Source organism: Pigmentiphaga sp. YJ18 (assembly GCF_038066655.1).
Taxonomy (GTDB): Bacteria; Pseudomonadota; Gammaproteobacteria; order Burkholderiales; family Burkholderiaceae_B; genus Pigmentiphaga.
Map to the genome: position 1 here is coordinate 855,541 of NZ_JBBUKU010000002.1, position 16,041 is coordinate 871,581.

Sequence of the window (16,041 nt, forward strand, 5' to 3'; positions counted from 1 at the left end):
TGATTTTAATGGAATTAATTTCTTATATCCATCTCTTTGACGATTACAGGTAACCTAGGTTACCTTATAAAAAAGACAACGATTCATCACGAGGGCTGGATTTCATGAGAACAGGCAGCAGGCTGGCCGCGGACATCGGGGGCACCTTCACCGACGTGGCTTATTTCGACGCCGGAACCGGCAATCTGTCGCTGGGCAAATCCCTGAGCACCCCCGACCATCTGGTCGAAGGCATCGCCAGCGGCGTCGGCCAGGCGGACACACGCTTCGAGGATGCCGAGATATTCCTGCATGGCTCGACGGTGGCGATCAACGCCCTGCTCGAGCGCAAGGGCGCGCGCACGGCGCTGCTGATCACGGAAGGCTTCCGCGACATCTACGAGATCGGCCGCATCAACCGCCCTGATGCCTACAACCTCTTCTTCTCCAAGCATGTCCCGCTGGTCGAACGCGCGCTGCGCTTCGAGGTCGCCGAGCGCATGACCGCCGACGGCACCGTCCATGCCGCGCTTGACGAGGCCCAGGTGCATCGCATCTGCGACGACCTGGTTGCCCAGGGCGTCGAAGCCGTTGCCATCCTGCTGCTGCATTGCTATGCCAATCCGGCCCACGAGGCCCGGGTCAAGGCCATCGTGCAGTCCCGCCTGCCCCAGGCCTTCGTGACCGCGTCGCACGAACTGTCGCAGGAGTACCGCGAGTTCGAACGCTGCTCGACCGCTGTCGCCAATGCCTATGTCGGCCCCACGGTCAGCCGCTACATCGGCGAAATCGAGGGCCATCTGCAAGCCCAGGGCTTCGCCGGCTCGTTCCTGCTGGTCCAGTCGACCGGCGGCCTGTATGTCCCCGACCAGGCCCGGCAGCAATGCGTGCGCATGCTGGAATCTGGGCCGGCTGCCGGCGTCGTCGGCACCCACGCGCTGTGCGCCCGCCTGGGCATCGCCAATGCCGTGGCCTTCGACATGGGCGGCACGACGGCCAAGGCCGGCGTCATCCTGGACGGTCGCATCCTGACCGGCAACCTGGCGCTGGTAGGCGGCTACAACGAAGGCTTGCCCGTGCAGATCCCGCTGGTGGATGTCTTCGAGGTCGGCACGGGCGGCGGCAGCATCGCCGAACTCGATCATGGCGGCGCCCTGCGCGTCGGCCCCCGCAGCGCCGGCGCGGCGCCGGGGCCGGCCTGCTATGGCCGCGGCGGCCAGGCCCCCACCGTCACCGATGCCAACCTGGTCCTGGGCCGCCTGGGCGCCGACCGCTTCCTGGGCGGACAGATGCCGCTGGACATCGACGCGGCCCGCCGGGCGATCGACGCCCGTGTCGCCTCGCCCCTGGGCCTGGACGTGCAACAGGCGGCCGAAGGCATCCTGCGCATCGCGGCGACGAAGATGTCCTACGCGGTCAAGGGCGTATCGACGGAGCGCGGCCTGGACGCCGCCTCGTTCACGCTGGTCGCCTACGGCGGCGCCGGCCCCCTGCACGCCGCCGCCGTGGCGCGCGAAATAGGCATGCGTCACGTGATCATCCCCCGGGCGCCGGGCCATTTCTGCGCCTTCGGCATGCTGCACTCCGATCTGCGCTACGACTACGTCCGCACCAGTTTCGCGAAGCTGGCCGACGTCGGCCTGGACGACGTCATGGAACAGCTCGACCAACTCGCCAGCCAAGGCCGCGCGGCCCTGGAAAGCAGCACCGTCCGGCCCCGATCGACCTCCGTCTCCTATTCCGCCGACATGCGCTATGTGGGACAGGAGCATTCCGTGACGGTCGATCTGGACGAATCCGCGCTGCGATCCGGCGACAAGCCCGCCATCAAGGCCCAGTTCGATCTCGTCCACCAGCAGCGGTACGGCACCTGCGCGCCCGGCGAACCCGTCGAGATCGTGACGCTGCGCGCCGCCACCACCGGCGTCATGCCCAAGCCCCCCATGGAGGAGCTCTCCGCGTCCCCCGGCAGATCGATCGAAGCCGCGCGCGCGGGATATCGCCGCGTCTATTTCTCGGCCGAGGCCCGCGACGTCGAGACTCCGGTGTTCCAGCGCGACGCCCTGCCCGCGGGGGCCGGCATCGACGGCCCCGCCCTGATCGAGGAACACGCCTCCACCACGGTCGTGTTTCCCGGCGACCGCCTTGCCGTGGACGCCTACGGCAACCTGCATATCGAACTTGGAGCCTGCTGACCATGCCCGCCCCTTCCGCGCTGCCCGACATGGACATTCCGCGCCCGGACGCCGTCCTGACCGAGATCGTCCGCAACGGCGTCCTGGCCGTGACCGAGGAAATGAAGACCAACCTCATGCGCACGGCCTACAACATGATCATCTATGAAGCGCTGGACTTCACCGTGGGCCTGTTCACCGCCGACGGACAAACCGTCTCCATCGGCATCGGCCTTCCCAGCTTCATCCGCGGCATGGCCAACACGATCAAGGCCAACCTGGACCGGTACGGCAGCGACGGCATCGAACCCGGCGACATCCTGGTGACCAACGACGCCTACATCACCGGCAGCCACCTCAACCACTTCACCTTCAGCCAACCCATCTTCTTCGACGGCCGGCTCACGGCCTGGGCCTGCTGCATGGCGCACTGGCCCGACGTCGGTGGCGCGCTGGGCGGCGTCACTTCGGACATCTACGCCGAAGGGATCCAGATCCCGGTGCTCAAATACCAGCGAGCGGGCGTCGTCAACGAGGACCTGGTCGAGATCATCCGCACCAACGTCCGCCTGCCCGAACGGGCGATGGGCGACCTGCGCGCGCAGATCGTGGCGGTCACCACCGGCGCGCGGCGATTCTCCGAACTGCTGGAGCGATACGGCCGCGGGCCCGTCCTGGGCGCCATCCTGAACATCATGGACCAGTCCGAGGCCGCGGCCCGGCAGCGGACGCTGTCGATTCCCGACGGCGTCTACGAAGCGGAGTCCTTCATGGACGACGACGGCCTGGACATCGGCAGGCCCGTGCCCATCAAGGTGCGCGTGATCAAGCAAGGCGACGAGCTTACCGTCGATCTGTCCGACATCAGCCCCCAGGTGCGCGGCTTCTTCAACTCGGGCCCCAGCACCGGCTACTCCTGCGCGCAGGTCGCCTACAAGTGCCTGACCTCGCCCACGGACTACCCCATCAACGAGGGCAGCTTCCGGCCGCTGAAAGTGATCGTGCCGCAGGGAACGGTGGTCAGCGCCATCAAGCCCGCGGCCATGCGCAAGTGGATGACCTTCCCCATGACCGTGGTCGACACGATCTTCAAGGCGCTGGCAAGCGCGATTCCCGACCGCACCATCGCCGCGCACCACGCCGATCTCGTGATCGCGATGTTCCATGGCATCGCCCCGGCGGATGGCCAGTTCTTCATCGGCTTCATCGGCCCGACCGGCGGCGGCTGGGGCGCCAAGCAGTCGGCCGACGGCATGAGCGGCGTGGTCTGTTCCAACGACGGCGACACCCACAACAGCCCCTGCGAACAGCTCGAGTCCAAGTACCCCATCCTGATCGAACGCCACGCCCTGCGTCCCGACTCCGGCGGCGCCGGCAAGTACCGGGGCGGGCTGGGCACCGAGGTCGTCGTCCGGGCGCGCTCGACCCTGTCCGTCGACGTCCAGGCCGACCGCATGCAATGCGCGCCCTGGGGGCTGCACGGCGGCCACGCCGGCCTGCCCAACGAGGTCATCGTGACCCGCCACGGCTCGGGCCAGCCCCAGACCGTGGCCGGCAAGATACGCAACGAACGCCTCAAGGCCGGCGACACGCTGCACCTGCGCGCGGGCGGCGGCGGCGGCTTCGGCCCGCCCGCCGAAAGAGATCCCGAGTCCGTGCTCGACGACGTACGGCAAGGCTACGTCAGCGCCGGCAACGCGCGTGACATCTACCAGGTCGTGATCGACGACGACAGAATCGACGTCACGGCAACAAGGCGGCTCAGGCAAGACGCCCGCGGCTGACCGTTCCACCCCAGAGGAGACACCATGACGTCCGAAAGACTCGATTCGTTGCAAGCGGCCCGCATGGCCGCCATAGGCGCCGCGGCCTGCGCCGTCCTGGCTGCCGGCCCGGCCCAGGCCCTGGCCGCCGACGCCTTTCCCTCACGGCCGGTCATCCTGGTCGTTCCCTACGCCCCGGGCGGCGGCGCCGACATTCTTGCCCGCACCGTCGCCAAGTACCTGGGCCGTGAATGGAACCAGCCCGTCGTCGTCGAATCGCGCGCCGGCGGAGGCACCACGATAGGCGCCAGCTACGTCGCGCGGGCCAAACCCGACGGCTACACGCTCCTGATCAGCGTGACCCAGCACGCCATCGCGCCATCGCTGTTCAAGCAACTGCCCTACGACTATCTCAAGGACCTGGCCCCCGTGGCGCTGCTGTCCGACAGCCCCTTCATCCTGACCGTGCCCGAACGCTCGCCGTACGGCAGCCTGTCCGACCTGCTGACGGCGCTCCAGCGCAAGGGCAGTTCCATGAACTTCGGCTCGTCGGGCCCAGCCAGCGTGCCCCATCTGGCCGGCGAGATGCTGAACCAGGCCACGGGGGCCAAGGCCACGCACATCCCCTTCCCCGGTACGGCGCCGGCGTTCACCGCGCTGCTGGGGGAACAGATCGATTACCTGTTCGGCGACACCTCGGTGCTGCCCAGCGTGCAGGCCGGCAAGGTCAAGGCACTGGCCGTCACGACCCGTGATCGCAGCCCGGCCCTGCCCGACGTGCCCGCCATGTCCGAGACCATTCCGGGTTTCGCGCTGTCGTCATGGGTGGGACTGGAAGCGCCGGCGGGCACGCCTCCCGCCATCGTCACGGCGATCAACGCCACGGTGCAGAAGATCCTGAAGGACCCGGACCTGCTCAAGGCCTTCGCCGAAACCGCGAAGGTGCCGCTGCCCTCGACTCCGGCCGGATACGGCGACTTCAGGAAAGCCGAGGTCGAGAAATTCCGCGCCCTGACGCAGAAAATCGGTATCAAGCTCGAGTGAACACGCCGCGCGCCACCTCCTCGCGGCTCAAGGCCGTTGCCCTGGCCGGCCGCTGGCAGGGCCTGGTGCAGCGCCACCTGCCGCTGCGCGGCGGGCCGTGCTCGTGCGTGATGGGCATCGGCAACGTCACCGTTGCCGACTTCGAGATCGACCTGCTCGATTTCCTGCACGGGAAATATGCGCGCGACGGGTCGCTCGATCCGCATTTCGCGCATGCGGGCTATGAAGCGGCAACGGCGGGCAGCCTGCTCCTGCTGTTGCAGTCGCTGGCCCGCGACCCGGCGCTTCCCGAGAGCGCCGCCAACCTGCTCGACGGGCTCGAGTCCTCGCTGGGATCACTGGAAGCCGGCCATTGAGCCGGCTCCGGGCGGCTACAAGAGCACCGTCTCCCGCCGCTCGGCATCCAGGTATTCCCGGGACTGCATCTCCAGCAAGCGCGACACCGTCCGGTGGAACTCGTTGGCCAGCGCACCCTCGGTGTAAAGCTCCTCGGGCTCGCAGGCCGCCGACATGATCAGCTTGATCTTGTGGTCGTAGAACACGTCCACCAGCCAGGTAAAGCGCCGGGCTTCGGACGCCTGCCGCGGTCCCATGCTGGGCACGTCCGATAGGATCACCGCGTGGAAACGGCTGGCCAGTTCCAGGTAGTCGTTCTGCGACCGCGGCCCGCCGCACAGCGTCGCGAAGTCGAACCACACCACCGTCCCGCTCAGCTTGCGGGCCTTGATCTGCCGGTTCTCGACCGACAGCACCGGCGGCTCGATGGGCGGGGTGTCGGCCAGCGCGGCGAAGGCCTTCTCCAGCGCCTCGTCCGCCTCCGGACCCAGCGGATTGTGGTAGATCTCGACCTGCTCCAGCGCCCGCCGGCGATAGTCCACGCCGGAATCGACGTTCATCACGTCCATTTTTTCCTGGATCAGCGCGATGGCCGGCAGGATGCGGTCGCGATGCAGGCCGTCGGGGTACAGCGTCGAGGGTTCGTAGTTGGACGTCATCACGAACGACGTCCCGTTGGCGAACAGCGCCAGCAGCAGCCGGTACAGGATCATGGCGTCGGCCACGTCCGAGACGTGGAACTCGTCGAAGCAGATCAGCCGGTAGCGGCGCGAGATGCGGCGCGCCACCTCGTCCAGCGGATCGGCCATGCCCTTGACCTCGTCCAGCTCGCGATGCACGCCGCGCATGAACTCGTGGAAATGCAGCCGCGTCTTGCGCTGGACCGGCACCGTGGCATAGAAGGCGTCCATCAGGAAGCTCTTGCCGCGCCCGACGCCGCCCCACATGTAGACGCCGCGCGGCACGCCCGGCCGGTTCAACAGGCGCTTCAGGGCATTGGAACGCAGCGACTTGAACTCCACCCAATCATCGTAATAGCGCTGCAGGCGCTCGATGGCGGCACGCTGGGCCGAATCCGGGGCGAACCCGCGCTCGGCCAGGGCTTGTTCATAGTATTCGCGGACGTTCATTACGGTCGGGCAAAAGACGAAAGTATACGTCCAGCGGGCGGACGCCCTGCCCCGCGCCCCTGGGCCGCCCGATAACACTCTGCTACCAGTTCGCCCAGGATTTTCACCGCCTCCGGCCCCGGGCTCGGATATGCTGGACGTGACGATTCCGCACCACAAGGGGAACGGCCATGGCCACCACGGCACGCACACTCTGGAAAGGCGCCATCAGTTTCGGCCTGGTCCACATTCCGGTGGCGCTGTACACCGCCACCCAGGAAAACGACCTGGACTTCGACTGGCTGGACAAGCGCAGCATGGACCCGGTGGGCTACAAGCGCGTCAACAAGCGCACCGGCCGCGAGATCGCGCGCGAGAACATCGTCAAGGGCATCGCTTATGAAGACGGTCGCTACGTCGTGCTGTCCGACGACGAGATCCGCGCCGCCTATCCCGAATCCACGCAAACCATAGAGATCGAGACCTTCGTGGCGGCCGACGCCATTCCGTTCATCTATCTCGAACGCCCCTATTACCTGGCCCCCCTGGGCAAGGGTGCCAAGGTCTACGCGCTGCTGCGCGAGGCGCTGTTCAAGACCGGGCGGATAGGCGTGGCGCGCGTGGTCATCCAGACCAAGCAGCACCTGGCCGCGCTGATTCCCGCCGGGCCCGGCCTGGTCCTGAACCTGCTGCGCTGGGGCGACGAGATCCGGTCGTGGGAAAACCTCGACCTGCCCGAGGAAGGCAGCCACGCCGAAGGCATCTCGGCGCGCGAGATGAAGATGGCCGTCCAGTTGATCGAGGACATGGCGGGCGATTGGGATCCGCAGCAGTTCCACGACGAGTTCAAGGAGAAGATCCTGCAACTGGTGCAGACCAAGATCGAAGCCGATGAAACCCAGGCCGTCACCTCCATCGAGTCCATGGAGGAAGCCCGCCCCACCGCCGACATCGTGGATCTGACGGAACTGCTCAAGCGCAGCCTGGACAAGCACAAGGGCGGCACGGGCGCCGGCGGCGGGCACGGCCGCGGCGGCAAGTCCCGGCGCAGCGCCTAACCTCGGCCACCGGAGCCCGACATGGCCAGGAACGATGCCCTGCGGATCTACCGCGCCAAGCGCGATTTCGCCCACACGCCCGAACCCGCCCAAGGGGGCAAGCCCGGCGCGCACGCCCTGTCCTTCGTCGTCCAGCGCCATGCGGCGCGGCGCCTGCACTACGACTTCCGGCTGGAACTGGACGGCACGCTCAAGAGCTGGGCCGTGCCCAAGGGACCAAGCCTGGATCCTGGCGTCAAACGCATGGCGGTCCAGGTCGAGGACCACCCGCTGTCCTACGGCAGCTTCGAAGGCCGCATCCCCGAGGGCCACTATGGCGCCGGCGACGTCGCCATCTGGGATGCCGGGACCTGGATTCCGCTCGAGGATCCGCGCAAGGGCTATCGGGCCGGCAAGCTCAAGTTCGAGCTGCGCGGCGCCAAGCTGCACGGCCAGTGGGCGCTGGTGCGGATGCGCAAGGCCGAGAAGCAGCCGGCCTGGCTGTTGATCAAGGAAAAGGACGACTACGCGGTCACCGGTCCCGAGGCCGATGCCGAGGAGGCGTCCGCCCCGGCGCCGGCCTACGCCAGGCTGCCCGCCACGCTGGAACCGCAATTGGCGACGCTGGTGAACGCGCCGCCGCCCGATCCCGAACACTGGCAATACGAACTGAAGTTCGACGGCTACCGGATCCTGGCCCGCATCGAAGGCGGCCAGGTGCGCCTGTACACCCGCACCGGCAAGGACTGGACGCGCAAGCTGGAGGAACTGCGCGCCGCCATCGCGGCCATGAACCTGGCCGACGCCTGGCTGGACGGCGAGATCATCGTGCCCGACGACCACGGCATCCCCGACTTCCAGGCCTTGCAGAACGCTTTCGAGACGGGCTCCGCGCGCCATGCCGTCTACTACCTGTTCGACCTGCCTTTCTACGCCGGCCGCGACCTGCGCCGCCTGCCGCTGACCGAACGGCGCACGACGCTGCGCAGCCTGCTGGAAGACGCCGACCCGGCGCGCGTGCGTTTCAGCGACGCGTTCGAGGCCGCGCCGCGCGACCTGGTTGCCTCGGCCTGTCAGTTGGGCTTCGAAGGCGTGATCGGCAAGCGCAAGGACGGCGGCTACCGCTCGGGCCGCTCCACCGACTGGATCAAGCTCAAGTGCCAGAACCGCCAGGAATTCGTCATCGGCGGCTATACCGATCCCCAGGGCTCGCGCGCGGGACTGGGCTCGCTGCTGCTGGGCGTGCACGACGAGGACGGGCGGCTGCGCTACGCGGGCAACGTCGGCTCGGGATTCGATCAGCGCACCCTGCTGTCCCTGAAGAAGCACCTGGACGAACTGGCCGCGACCGCCTCGCCGTTCGAGCGCAACACGAAGGGGCTGGGCAAGGCGCACTGGGTGCGTCCCGAACTGCTGGCCGAGGTTTCCTTCGCCGAATGGACCGGCGGCGGCCACATCCGCCAGGGCGTCTTCCGCGGGCTGCGCACGGACAAGCCCGCCGGCGCCGTCACCCGCGAACAGGCGGCCGCGCCGCCCAAGGAGTCCGACACCATGCAAAGCAACGGCCTGCCCGCCTCTTTCCGCGTGACGCATCCGGGACGCGTGATCGACAAGCAGAGCGGCATCACCAAGCTGCAACTGGTCCAGTGCTACGCTGCCATGGCCCCCTTGCTGCTGCCGCACCTGAAGAACCGGCCCGTGGCTCTGGTGCGGGCGCCCGACGGTGTGGGCGGGGAACTCTTCTTCCAGAAGCATGCCGACCGCGCCGCGCTGCCCGGCGTGGTCCGGCTGCCGCGCGAGATCGATCCCGGCCATCCGCCGCTGATGAAGATCGACGACCCGCAGGGCCTGTTGTCCGCGGCGCAGATGAACACCATCGAACTGCACACCTGGAACGGCACGGACGATGCCATCGGCACGCCCGACCGCATGACCTTCGACCTGGACCCGGGCGAAGGCGTGGACTGGCCGCGCATCCGCGAAGGCACTCAGCTCGTGCATGCCTTCCTGCAAGAGCTGGGGCTGCCCGCCTTCCTGAAGACCAGCGGCGGCAAGGGCATGCACATCATCGTGCCGCTGCGGCCGCAATACGATTGGGACACCGTCAAAGCCTTCTCGCGCGCCATCGTCCAGCACCTGGCGCAGACCCTGCCCAGCCATTTCGTGGCCAAGAGCGGGCCGAAGAACCGGGTCGGCAGGATCTTCATCGACTACCTGCGCAACGGCTTCGGCGCCACCACGGTATCGGCCTGGTCGGTGCGCGCCCGGCCGGGGCTGGCCGTGTCGGTGCCGGTGGCCTGGGAGGAACTGGACGACTTGTCGGGTTCGGCCCATTGGACGCTGCACACCCTGGGCGACCGGCTGGCCACGGGCAACACGCCCTGGGCCGACTACGAACGGTCGCGGATCTCGCTGGCGGACGCCATGCGGCGCCTGGATTTCGATCCGGGCGAAGACGCCTGAAACGCCGCCGACTTGACGCATTCCCCATAACTGGTAGCATCCCGCGCGTCGGCCATCCTTCCCCGCTCCGCCGGGCCCGGGATGGCCGGAACCCTTGCCACGACGATACCGTGTTGTCCGCCCAGATCGCCCGCCTGATTCCGCCGGGCCCCCTGCCGACGGGGCTGCGCCTATGGTGCTTTGCGCCAGGTACGGCCATGCACGGCGATTTCGCGCCTTCAGGATTCTCCAGGCCGCTGCGCGCCACCTTCCTCGACGCGCAGGAAGCCGCCGCCCGTTGCGCCTACGCCCGGTCCAAACCGGGCTAACTCCAGGCCTCGCGGCGCCGTGCGCCGCTCCCGCCCCTTCGGACGCCGACCGGCGCGCGCCCCCATGGCCGCGCCGCGGCACCGCCTCGACACGTCGCTGCCCTTCGCGCGCGCGTGCCGGCTCGTTCGTTCAGCCTGGATGGCACCATGGAACTCACCAAGCAATTCGTCAAAGCCAAGAACCCCTGCACCGGCGGCTACCGCTGGTTCATTCGCGACCATAACGGACACGGAGACTATCAAGCCATCCTGGATGCCCTGGTGGCCGACGGCCGGGTCGACGATGCGTGCTGGCTGCTGGACCAGTTCGGGCCGGTGGACACGGTCCTGCGACTGGATACCGTGGATGCCCACGCCATCGTGTTCGCGGGCACGCTCGAGGTCCGCAGCGGCATCAATGTCGACACCCTGGTGCGCGCCGGCCGCCATCTCTGCACCGGCGGCGGCATACGGGCCGGCACCGCCATCGTGGCCGGCAGCGACATCGAGGCGGCCGGCAACCTGGCCAGCGGCGGCCACATCCGGGCCGGCGGCGACGTCTCGGCCGGCTGGGGCATCGAAGCGGCCACCCAGCTCGACGCGGGCGGACACTGCCGCGCCAAGTGGGACATCCAGGCCGGCGGCGACATCGTGGCCGGGCTCATGCTCCAGGCCGACGGCGGCATCCAGGCCGGCCACGCGCTGCGCAGCGGCCGCGGCATCAAGGCGGGCACCGACATCAGCGCCGGGCACGACCTGGTGGCCGTCCAGGGCATCCTGGCCGGGGGCAACGTCACGGCCGGCAATCACATCGAGTCGGCATGGGGCATCAAGGCCCTGGGCGACATCCTGGCCCAGGGCGCGATCCGCGCCGGCGAAGGCGTCGAGGCCGGGGGCGACATCGGTTGCGGCGCGGGCTACGGCATCTATGCCGGACTCCAGGTCAGGCGCGACGCCTGGGCCGACAGCGCCCGCATCCAGGCCCGGCAGCGGCCGGACGGCCTGATCAGCGGCCACTGGGCCGGCAGCGCCGGCTGAACGCCGAACGCGGGGACGCTAGGGCCGCCAGGCGCTGGCCACGTGGGACAGGCCGTGATGCGGCCCGCCCGACAGTCCCTCCGACAGCTCGCGGGCGGCCAGCAGCACGCGCTCGGAGAACTCGCGCAGCCGTCGCGGCTTGAACCTGGCGTCGGGCCCGGAGACGCCGATGGCCGCGATGACGTGGCCCATGCCGTCGCGTATCGGCGCCGCCACGCCGCTGACCGCCTCGCGCCACTCGCAGCGATTGACGGCATAGCCGCGCTTGCGGATCTGCGCCATCTCGGCCGTGAAGGCGGCCGGATCGACGATGGTATGGGGCGTGTAGGCGGTCAGCTCCTGGGACATCGCCGCCAGCCACTGCTGGGTGCGAAACGCGATCATCGCCTTGCCCGTCGCCACGCAGTGGGCGGCCGCGCGCCCGCCTATCTGCGAATAGGCCCGGACCGGATTCAGGCTTTCGACCTTGTGGACGTAGACGACCTCCTTCTGGTCCAGGACCGACAGGTGCACGGACTCGCCGGTGGCGTCCATGAGGGCGTCCATGACGCCTTCGGCATGGCGGCGCAGGTCGAACCCCGACAAGGCCGCCGAACCCAGCTCCCAGAGCTTGATCGAGATGCTGTACGAACCGCCTTCGTGGCGGATCACGTAGCGCTGCCCGGCCAGCGCCTGCAACAGCCGGTGCGCGTTGCTCTTGGGCAGGCCCAGCGCGCGCGCGATGTCGGTGACCCCCATCGCGCCCTGGCTGCGCGCCAGCAATTCGATGACGGCCAGCCCCTTGAGCAAGGTGTTGTTCATGGCGGTATCTCGTTAGATCGTTCCATATTCTAGAACAGTTGTACCTCTTCTGAGAACGCCCATAAGCTCTCTCCAACTCGACAAGGAGACATAGCCCTCATGAGCGACATCGAACCCCGCGAACTGCCGTTGGCCGGCATCACCGTCATCGAGTTCTGCTCGATCGCGGCCGGCCCGTTCTGCGGCATGCTGCTGGCCGACCTGGGCGCCGAGGTCGTCAAGGTGGAGGCGCCCGGGGGCGACGCGATGCGCGCCTGGCCGCCGCTGAACGAGGGATACAGCGAGAACTTCGCCTCGTTGAACCGCAACAAGCGCTCGGTGGTGCTGGACCTGAAGGATCCCGCCGACCTCGCCACCGCCCGGTCGCTGGTGGACCGGGCCGACGTCCTGATCGAAAACAACCGGCCCGGCGTCATGGACCGCCTGGGGCTGGGCTACGCCGCGCTGTCGGCACGCAACCCGGCCCTGGTCTATTGCTCGATCTCCGCCTACGGACAAAGCGGTCCGCGCGCCCAGGAAGGCGGCTTCGACCTGACCATGCAGGCGGCCGCCGGCGTGATGAGCGTGACCGGCGATTCGGACGCGCCGGTCAAGTGCGGCGTCCCGATCTCCGACTTCTCGTCGGGCCTGTACGCGGCCTTCACCGTGGCCTCGTCGTTGCTGAAGGCGGTCCGGACCGGCCGTGGCGCGCACCTGGACATTCCCATGTTCGGCTGCACGCTCGCCATTGGCGCGCTGCAGACCAGCGAATATTTCGGCACCGGCGTGAATCCGCGCAAACTGGGCTCGGCCCACCCCCGCAACGCCCCCTACCAGGCCTATCGCGCCGCGGACGGCCATTTCGCGATCGCGGCCGGCAACGACAATCTGTGGCGCGCGGTGGTGCGCGCCGTCGAGCTGCCCGAACTGGCGCACGACCCGCGCTTCGGCACCATCCTGGACCGGGCGCGCAACCAGGTGGCGCTGAAGGACCTGCTGGAGACCCGCTTCGCGCTGCACGGCGTGGATCATTGGATCGACGTCTTCCGGCAGGCCGGCGTCCCCCATGCCCGCATCAACGACTATGCCTCGGCGCTGGCCGATCCCCAGGTCGAGCACATGGATTGGGTGCGCGGACTGCGCCTGCCCGGCGGGCGCGAAACGCGCACCTTTGCTTCGCCGGTCCGGCTGGACGGACTATCGCCGCCGATACGGCGCACCCCGCCCGCGCTGGGCGAGCACGGCGATGAAATCCGCGGCACCTTGAACCAGGAGACCCAGGCATGACGGCCACGACCCCCCTTCCCGGCCGGCTGGCCGCCTTCGTCCAGGGCATGGACGCCGCGCTCGATGCCGCACCGGACGAGCCTCGCGCCGTCGAGACCTGCGCGGCGCTGCTGCGCGAGCTCGTGGCCCACGACGACTGGCTGCCCGAGGACTGCTCGCGTCCCCACCCGGTCCACTACCAGCAGTACCTGCTGCACCGGGATCCCGCCGACCGCTACTCGGTGGTCAGCTTCGTCTGGGGTCCGGGACAGCGCACCCCCGTCCACGACCATCGCACCTGGGGCGTGATCGGCATGCTGCGCGGCGCCGAATACTCGCGCGCCTATGCCAGGGAGGATGGGCGCCTGATCCCTTCTTCCACCGAAGAACGCATCGAACCCGGACAGACGACCTGCGTGTCCCCGTCCATCGGCGACATCCATCTCGTGCGCAATGCCTACGACGACCGGGTCTCGATCAGCATCCACGTCTACGGCACGGACATCGGCAAGCAGTCGCGCCATGTCTACGACGCCGAAACGGGCGCCGCCAAGTCCTTCGTTTCCGGATACGCCAATGCCTGAGGCCGTGCTCCAGATCGAGACCGATGCCGGCCAGGGTGTGCGTCGCCTCCTGCTCGACCGCCCGGCCTGCGGCAACGCCCTGTCGGCCGATCTCGTCGCCGCGCTGGCCCAGGCCATCGATGCCTGCGTCCGCGACGACGTGCGCCGCCTCGTGATCGAAGGCGCGGGCCGCCACTTCTGCACCGGCGTGGACCTGTCGGCGCTGGACGAGGAAACCGACGACTCCCTGCTGGCGCGCTTCGTCCGCATCGAATTGCTGTTGCAGGCCGTGCACCAGGCGCCCTTCGAGACGATCGCCATCGCCCACGGCCGCGTCGCCGGCGCCGGCGCCGATCTCTTCGCCGCCTGCCGCCGGCGCCTGATGCGCGGCGACGCCTCGTTCGCCTTCCCGGGCGCCGCCGGCTTCGGCCTCGTGCTCGGCACGCGCCGCCTGGCCACGCTGGTGGGCGGCGACACGGCCCAGACCTGGATACGGTCCGGCCGCTGGATCGACGCCGACGAGGCCCTGGCCTGCGGCCTTGCCCAGGCGCGCATCGACGCGGCGGACAACCTGGATGCGCCTTCCGTGCATACCCCCGATGCCCGCACCCAGGCCTTGCTCGACCTCGCGATGCGGGATCCACGGGCCGCCGATCTCGACCTGGCCCTGCTGACCCGCTCGGCGGCCCGGCCGGGGCTCAAGCAACGCATCCAGCAGTACGCCGCGCGCGTGCGCGCGGCCAGGCAGCAGTAACCCCCTTCCACAACAAGCGTCCTCAGAGGCGCCCGACAGGAGACTTCCATGTTTCATCGTCTTGCCGCAGGCGCGGCACTGGTATTGCTGAGCCCGTTGTCCCAGGCGGCCGCCGACACCGCGGCCTTTCCGAGCCGCGCGGTCAAGATCGTGGTCGGCTACACGCCCGGCGGCGGTACCGACATGACGGCCCGCCTGCTCGCACAGCAGCTGGGGGAAAAACTCGGCCAATCGGTGATCGTCGAGAACCGGCCGGGCGCGGGCCAGAACATCGGCGCCACCTACGTGTCCCGGGCCGACCCCGACGGCTACACGCTGTTCCTGAGTTCCTCGGCGCTGGCGATCAACGTCAGCCTGTTTCCCAAGCTCGACTACGACCCCATCAAGAGCTTCGCGCCCATCGCGGTCTTCGGACAAAGTCCCAACCTGCTCGTGGTGTCCAGCAAGCTGCCGGTGAAAGACGTCAAGCAGCTCATCGCCTACGGCAAGCAGCATCCCGGGGCGCTGAACTTCTCCTCGTCGGGGCACGGCAGTACCCAGCACCTGTCCGCCGAGCTGTTCAAGCTGCGCACCGGCATCTCGGCCACGCACGTCCCCTACAAGGGATCCGGGCCCTCCATCAATGGCGTGCAGACGGGCGAAGTCCAGTTCACCTTCATCAACATCCCGTCCATGTCGGCGCTGATGGGCAGCGACAAGGTCAAGGTCGTCGGGCTGACCAGCTCGAAGCGGTCGGCGGCCGTGCCCGACGTGCCCACGCTGGCCGAATCCGGCGTGCAAGGCATGGACGTGGCCGCCTGGTACGGCCTGCTGGCGCCGGCCGGCACCCCGCCGGCCATCGTCAAGCGCCTGAACCAGGCGGTGAACGACGCGCTGGCCGACGAGAAATTCCGCACCCAGCTGGTGCAGGCGGGCGTGGAGCCCATGAACAGCACGCCCGAATTCTTCGCCTCTTTCCTTGCCGACGACATCGCCCTCTGGAAGAAGGTGATCAGCGCCGCCGGCACCAAAGTCGATTGATGTCCCCTCATCCCCTTAAACAGGAGCAACACATGTTCGAGAACTGGAAGGAACTGCTGGGCACGCTGCGCCAGTCGTCCGGCAAGCTGGGCAACACCAACCCCAAGGTACTGGACGCCTATCGGGGCCTGAATGCCGCCCTGGGCACCAACGGCGCGCTGGATGCCAAGACGCGCGAACTGATCGCCCTGGCCGTGGCCGTCACCACGCGCTGCGACGGCTGCATTTCCTCGCATGCCGCGGCGGCGGTCAAGGCCGGCGCCACCGAGGCCGAAGTAAGCGACGCGCTGGGAACGGCCATCGCGCTGAACGCCGGCGCGGCCTACGTCTATTCGCTGCATGCGATGGAAGCCTTCCAGCAGAACGCCTCGGCGTGAAAGCGGCTCCCGCCACGCATCGTCCATTCACGCCCCCAGACAGGAGACCAG

The 16,041-nt window shown here is 68.5% G+C and carries 14 protein-coding genes; 12 read left to right on the forward strand and 2 right to left on the reverse strand.

All coding sequences use genetic code 11. The features are described from left to right. Positions 1-104: 104 nt before the first annotated feature. Genes WKR98_RS17795 through WKR98_RS17810 form a run of 4 tightly spaced genes read left to right on the forward strand, consistent with a single transcriptional unit; the run spans position 105 to position 5,316 of the window. Complete coding sequence (locus WKR98_RS17795; protein WP_341434237.1) at positions 105-2,174, forward strand: hydantoinase/oxoprolinase family protein; 2,070 nt, start codon at positions 105-107, stop codon at positions 2,172-2,174. A gap of 2 nt (positions 2,175-2,176) precedes the next feature. Continuing rightward, entirely contained in the window at positions 2,177-3,937 is a 1,761-nt protein-coding gene (locus WKR98_RS17800) for a hydantoinase B/oxoprolinase family protein (RefSeq protein WP_238160386.1), read from the forward strand. Between the two features lie 24 nt (positions 3,938-3,961). Then, positions 3,962-4,960 carry a tripartite tricarboxylate transporter substrate binding protein gene (locus tag WKR98_RS17805; RefSeq protein ID WP_341434238.1) on the forward strand — a complete coding sequence of 333 codons (999 nt, stop codon included), beginning with the start codon at positions 3,962-3,964 and terminating at the stop codon, positions 4,958-4,960. Continuing rightward, complete coding sequence (locus tag WKR98_RS17810; protein ID WP_341434239.1) at positions 4,957-5,316, forward strand: hypothetical protein; 360 nt, start codon at positions 4,957-4,959, stop codon at positions 5,314-5,316. The genes WKR98_RS17805 and WKR98_RS17810 overlap by 4 nt, the downstream gene beginning before the upstream one ends. Positions 5,317-5,331: 15 nt before the next feature. On the opposite strand, the gene zapE is transcribed toward WKR98_RS17810, so the two are convergent. Beyond that, positions 5,332-6,426 carry a cell division protein ZapE gene (gene zapE / locus WKR98_RS17815; protein ID WP_341434240.1) on the reverse strand — a complete coding sequence of 365 codons (1,095 nt, stop codon included), beginning with the start codon at positions 6,424-6,426 and terminating at the stop codon, positions 5,332-5,334. Between the two features lie 170 nt (positions 6,427-6,596). Here zapE and ku point away from each other — a divergent pair, with 170 nt between their 5' ends. The 3 genes from ku to WKR98_RS17830 all read left to right on the forward strand — a co-directional run bounded on the left by ku (position 6,597) and on the right by WKR98_RS17830 (position 11,230). After that, entirely contained in the window at positions 6,597-7,463 is an 867-nt protein-coding gene (ku, locus tag WKR98_RS17820) for a non-homologous end joining protein Ku (protein ID WP_341434241.1), read from the forward strand. A gap of 21 nt (positions 7,464-7,484) precedes the next feature. Beyond that, positions 7,485-9,905 (forward strand): DNA ligase D, encoded by a 2,421-nt coding sequence (ligD, locus tag WKR98_RS17825; RefSeq protein WP_341434242.1) that lies wholly within the window; start codon positions 7,485-7,487, stop codon positions 9,903-9,905. 455 nt (positions 9,906-10,360) lie between these two features. Next, the gene (locus tag WKR98_RS17830; protein ID WP_341434243.1) at positions 10,361-11,230 is read left to right on the forward strand and encodes a hypothetical protein; all 870 of its coding nucleotides are present in this window, start codon (positions 10,361-10,363) and stop codon (positions 11,228-11,230) included. Positions 11,231-11,248: 18 nt separating this feature from the next. On the opposite strand, the gene WKR98_RS17835 is transcribed toward WKR98_RS17830, so the two are convergent. Further along, positions 11,249-12,031, reverse strand: a complete 783-nt coding sequence (locus WKR98_RS17835; protein ID WP_124689377.1) for an IclR family transcriptional regulator — start codon at positions 12,029-12,031, stop codon at positions 11,249-11,251. A gap of 99 nt (positions 12,032-12,130) precedes the next feature. Between WKR98_RS17835 and WKR98_RS17840 the strand changes: the two genes are divergently transcribed. The 5 genes from WKR98_RS17840 to WKR98_RS17860 are packed head-to-tail and all read left to right on the forward strand — an operon-like array spanning position 12,131 to position 15,990. After that, entirely contained in the window at positions 12,131-13,297 is a 1,167-nt protein-coding gene (locus tag WKR98_RS17840) for a CaiB/BaiF CoA transferase family protein (RefSeq protein WP_341434244.1), read from the forward strand. Between the two features lie 47 nt (positions 13,298-13,344). After that, positions 13,345-13,860, forward strand: coding sequence for a cysteine dioxygenase family protein (locus WKR98_RS17845; protein ID WP_445936125.1), 516 nt, complete (start codon positions 13,345-13,347; stop codon positions 13,858-13,860). After that, complete coding sequence (locus WKR98_RS17850) at positions 13,853-14,593, forward strand: enoyl-CoA hydratase/isomerase family protein (protein WP_341434246.1); 741 nt, start codon at positions 13,853-13,855, stop codon at positions 14,591-14,593. Before WKR98_RS17845 ends, WKR98_RS17850 begins: the two co-directional genes overlap by 8 nt. 48 nt (positions 14,594-14,641) lie before the next feature. Then, positions 14,642-15,613, forward strand: a complete 972-nt coding sequence (locus tag WKR98_RS17855) for a tripartite tricarboxylate transporter substrate binding protein (RefSeq protein WP_341434247.1) — start codon at positions 14,642-14,644, stop codon at positions 15,611-15,613. Positions 15,614-15,645: 32 nt separating this feature from the next. Continuing rightward, complete coding sequence (locus tag WKR98_RS17860) at positions 15,646-15,990, forward strand: carboxymuconolactone decarboxylase family protein (RefSeq protein WP_124689372.1); 345 nt, start codon at positions 15,646-15,648, stop codon at positions 15,988-15,990. Positions 15,991-16,041: the final 51 nt, after the last annotated feature.

Bases quoted from the DNA above. Each gene is read 5' to 3' on its own strand.
- WKR98_RS17795 (WP_341434237.1), top strand. From the start codon at position 105: ATGAGAACAGGCAGCAGGCTGGCCGCGGACATCGGGGGCACCTTCACC.
- WKR98_RS17800 (WP_238160386.1), top strand. From the start codon at position 2,177: ATGCCCGCCCCTTCCGCGCTGCCCGACATGGACATTCCGCGCCCGGAC.
- WKR98_RS17805 (WP_341434238.1), top strand. From the start codon at position 3,962: ATGACGTCCGAAAGACTCGATTCGTTGCAAGCGGCCCGCATGGCCGCC.
- zapE (WP_341434240.1), bottom strand. From the start codon at position 6,426: ATGAACGTCCGCGAATACTATGAACAAGCCCTGGCCGAGCGCGGGTTC.
- ku (WP_341434241.1), top strand. From the start codon at position 6,597: ATGGCCACCACGGCACGCACACTCTGGAAAGGCGCCATCAGTTTCGGC.
- ligD (WP_341434242.1), top strand. From the start codon at position 7,485: ATGGCCAGGAACGATGCCCTGCGGATCTACCGCGCCAAGCGCGATTTC.
- WKR98_RS17830 (WP_341434243.1), top strand. From the start codon at position 10,361: ATGGAACTCACCAAGCAATTCGTCAAAGCCAAGAACCCCTGCACCGGC.
- WKR98_RS17835 (WP_124689377.1), bottom strand. From the start codon at position 12,031: ATGAACAACACCTTGCTCAAGGGGCTGGCCGTCATCGAATTGCTGGCG.
- WKR98_RS17840 (WP_341434244.1), top strand. From the start codon at position 12,131: ATGAGCGACATCGAACCCCGCGAACTGCCGTTGGCCGGCATCACCGTC.
- WKR98_RS17845 (WP_445936125.1), top strand. From the start codon at position 13,345: ATGGACGCCGCGCTCGATGCCGCACCGGACGAGCCTCGCGCCGTCGAG.
- WKR98_RS17850 (WP_341434246.1), top strand. From the start codon at position 13,853: ATGCCTGAGGCCGTGCTCCAGATCGAGACCGATGCCGGCCAGGGTGTG.
- WKR98_RS17855 (WP_341434247.1), top strand. From the start codon at position 14,642: ATGTTTCATCGTCTTGCCGCAGGCGCGGCACTGGTATTGCTGAGCCCG.
- WKR98_RS17860 (WP_124689372.1), top strand. From the start codon at position 15,646: ATGTTCGAGAACTGGAAGGAACTGCTGGGCACGCTGCGCCAGTCGTCC.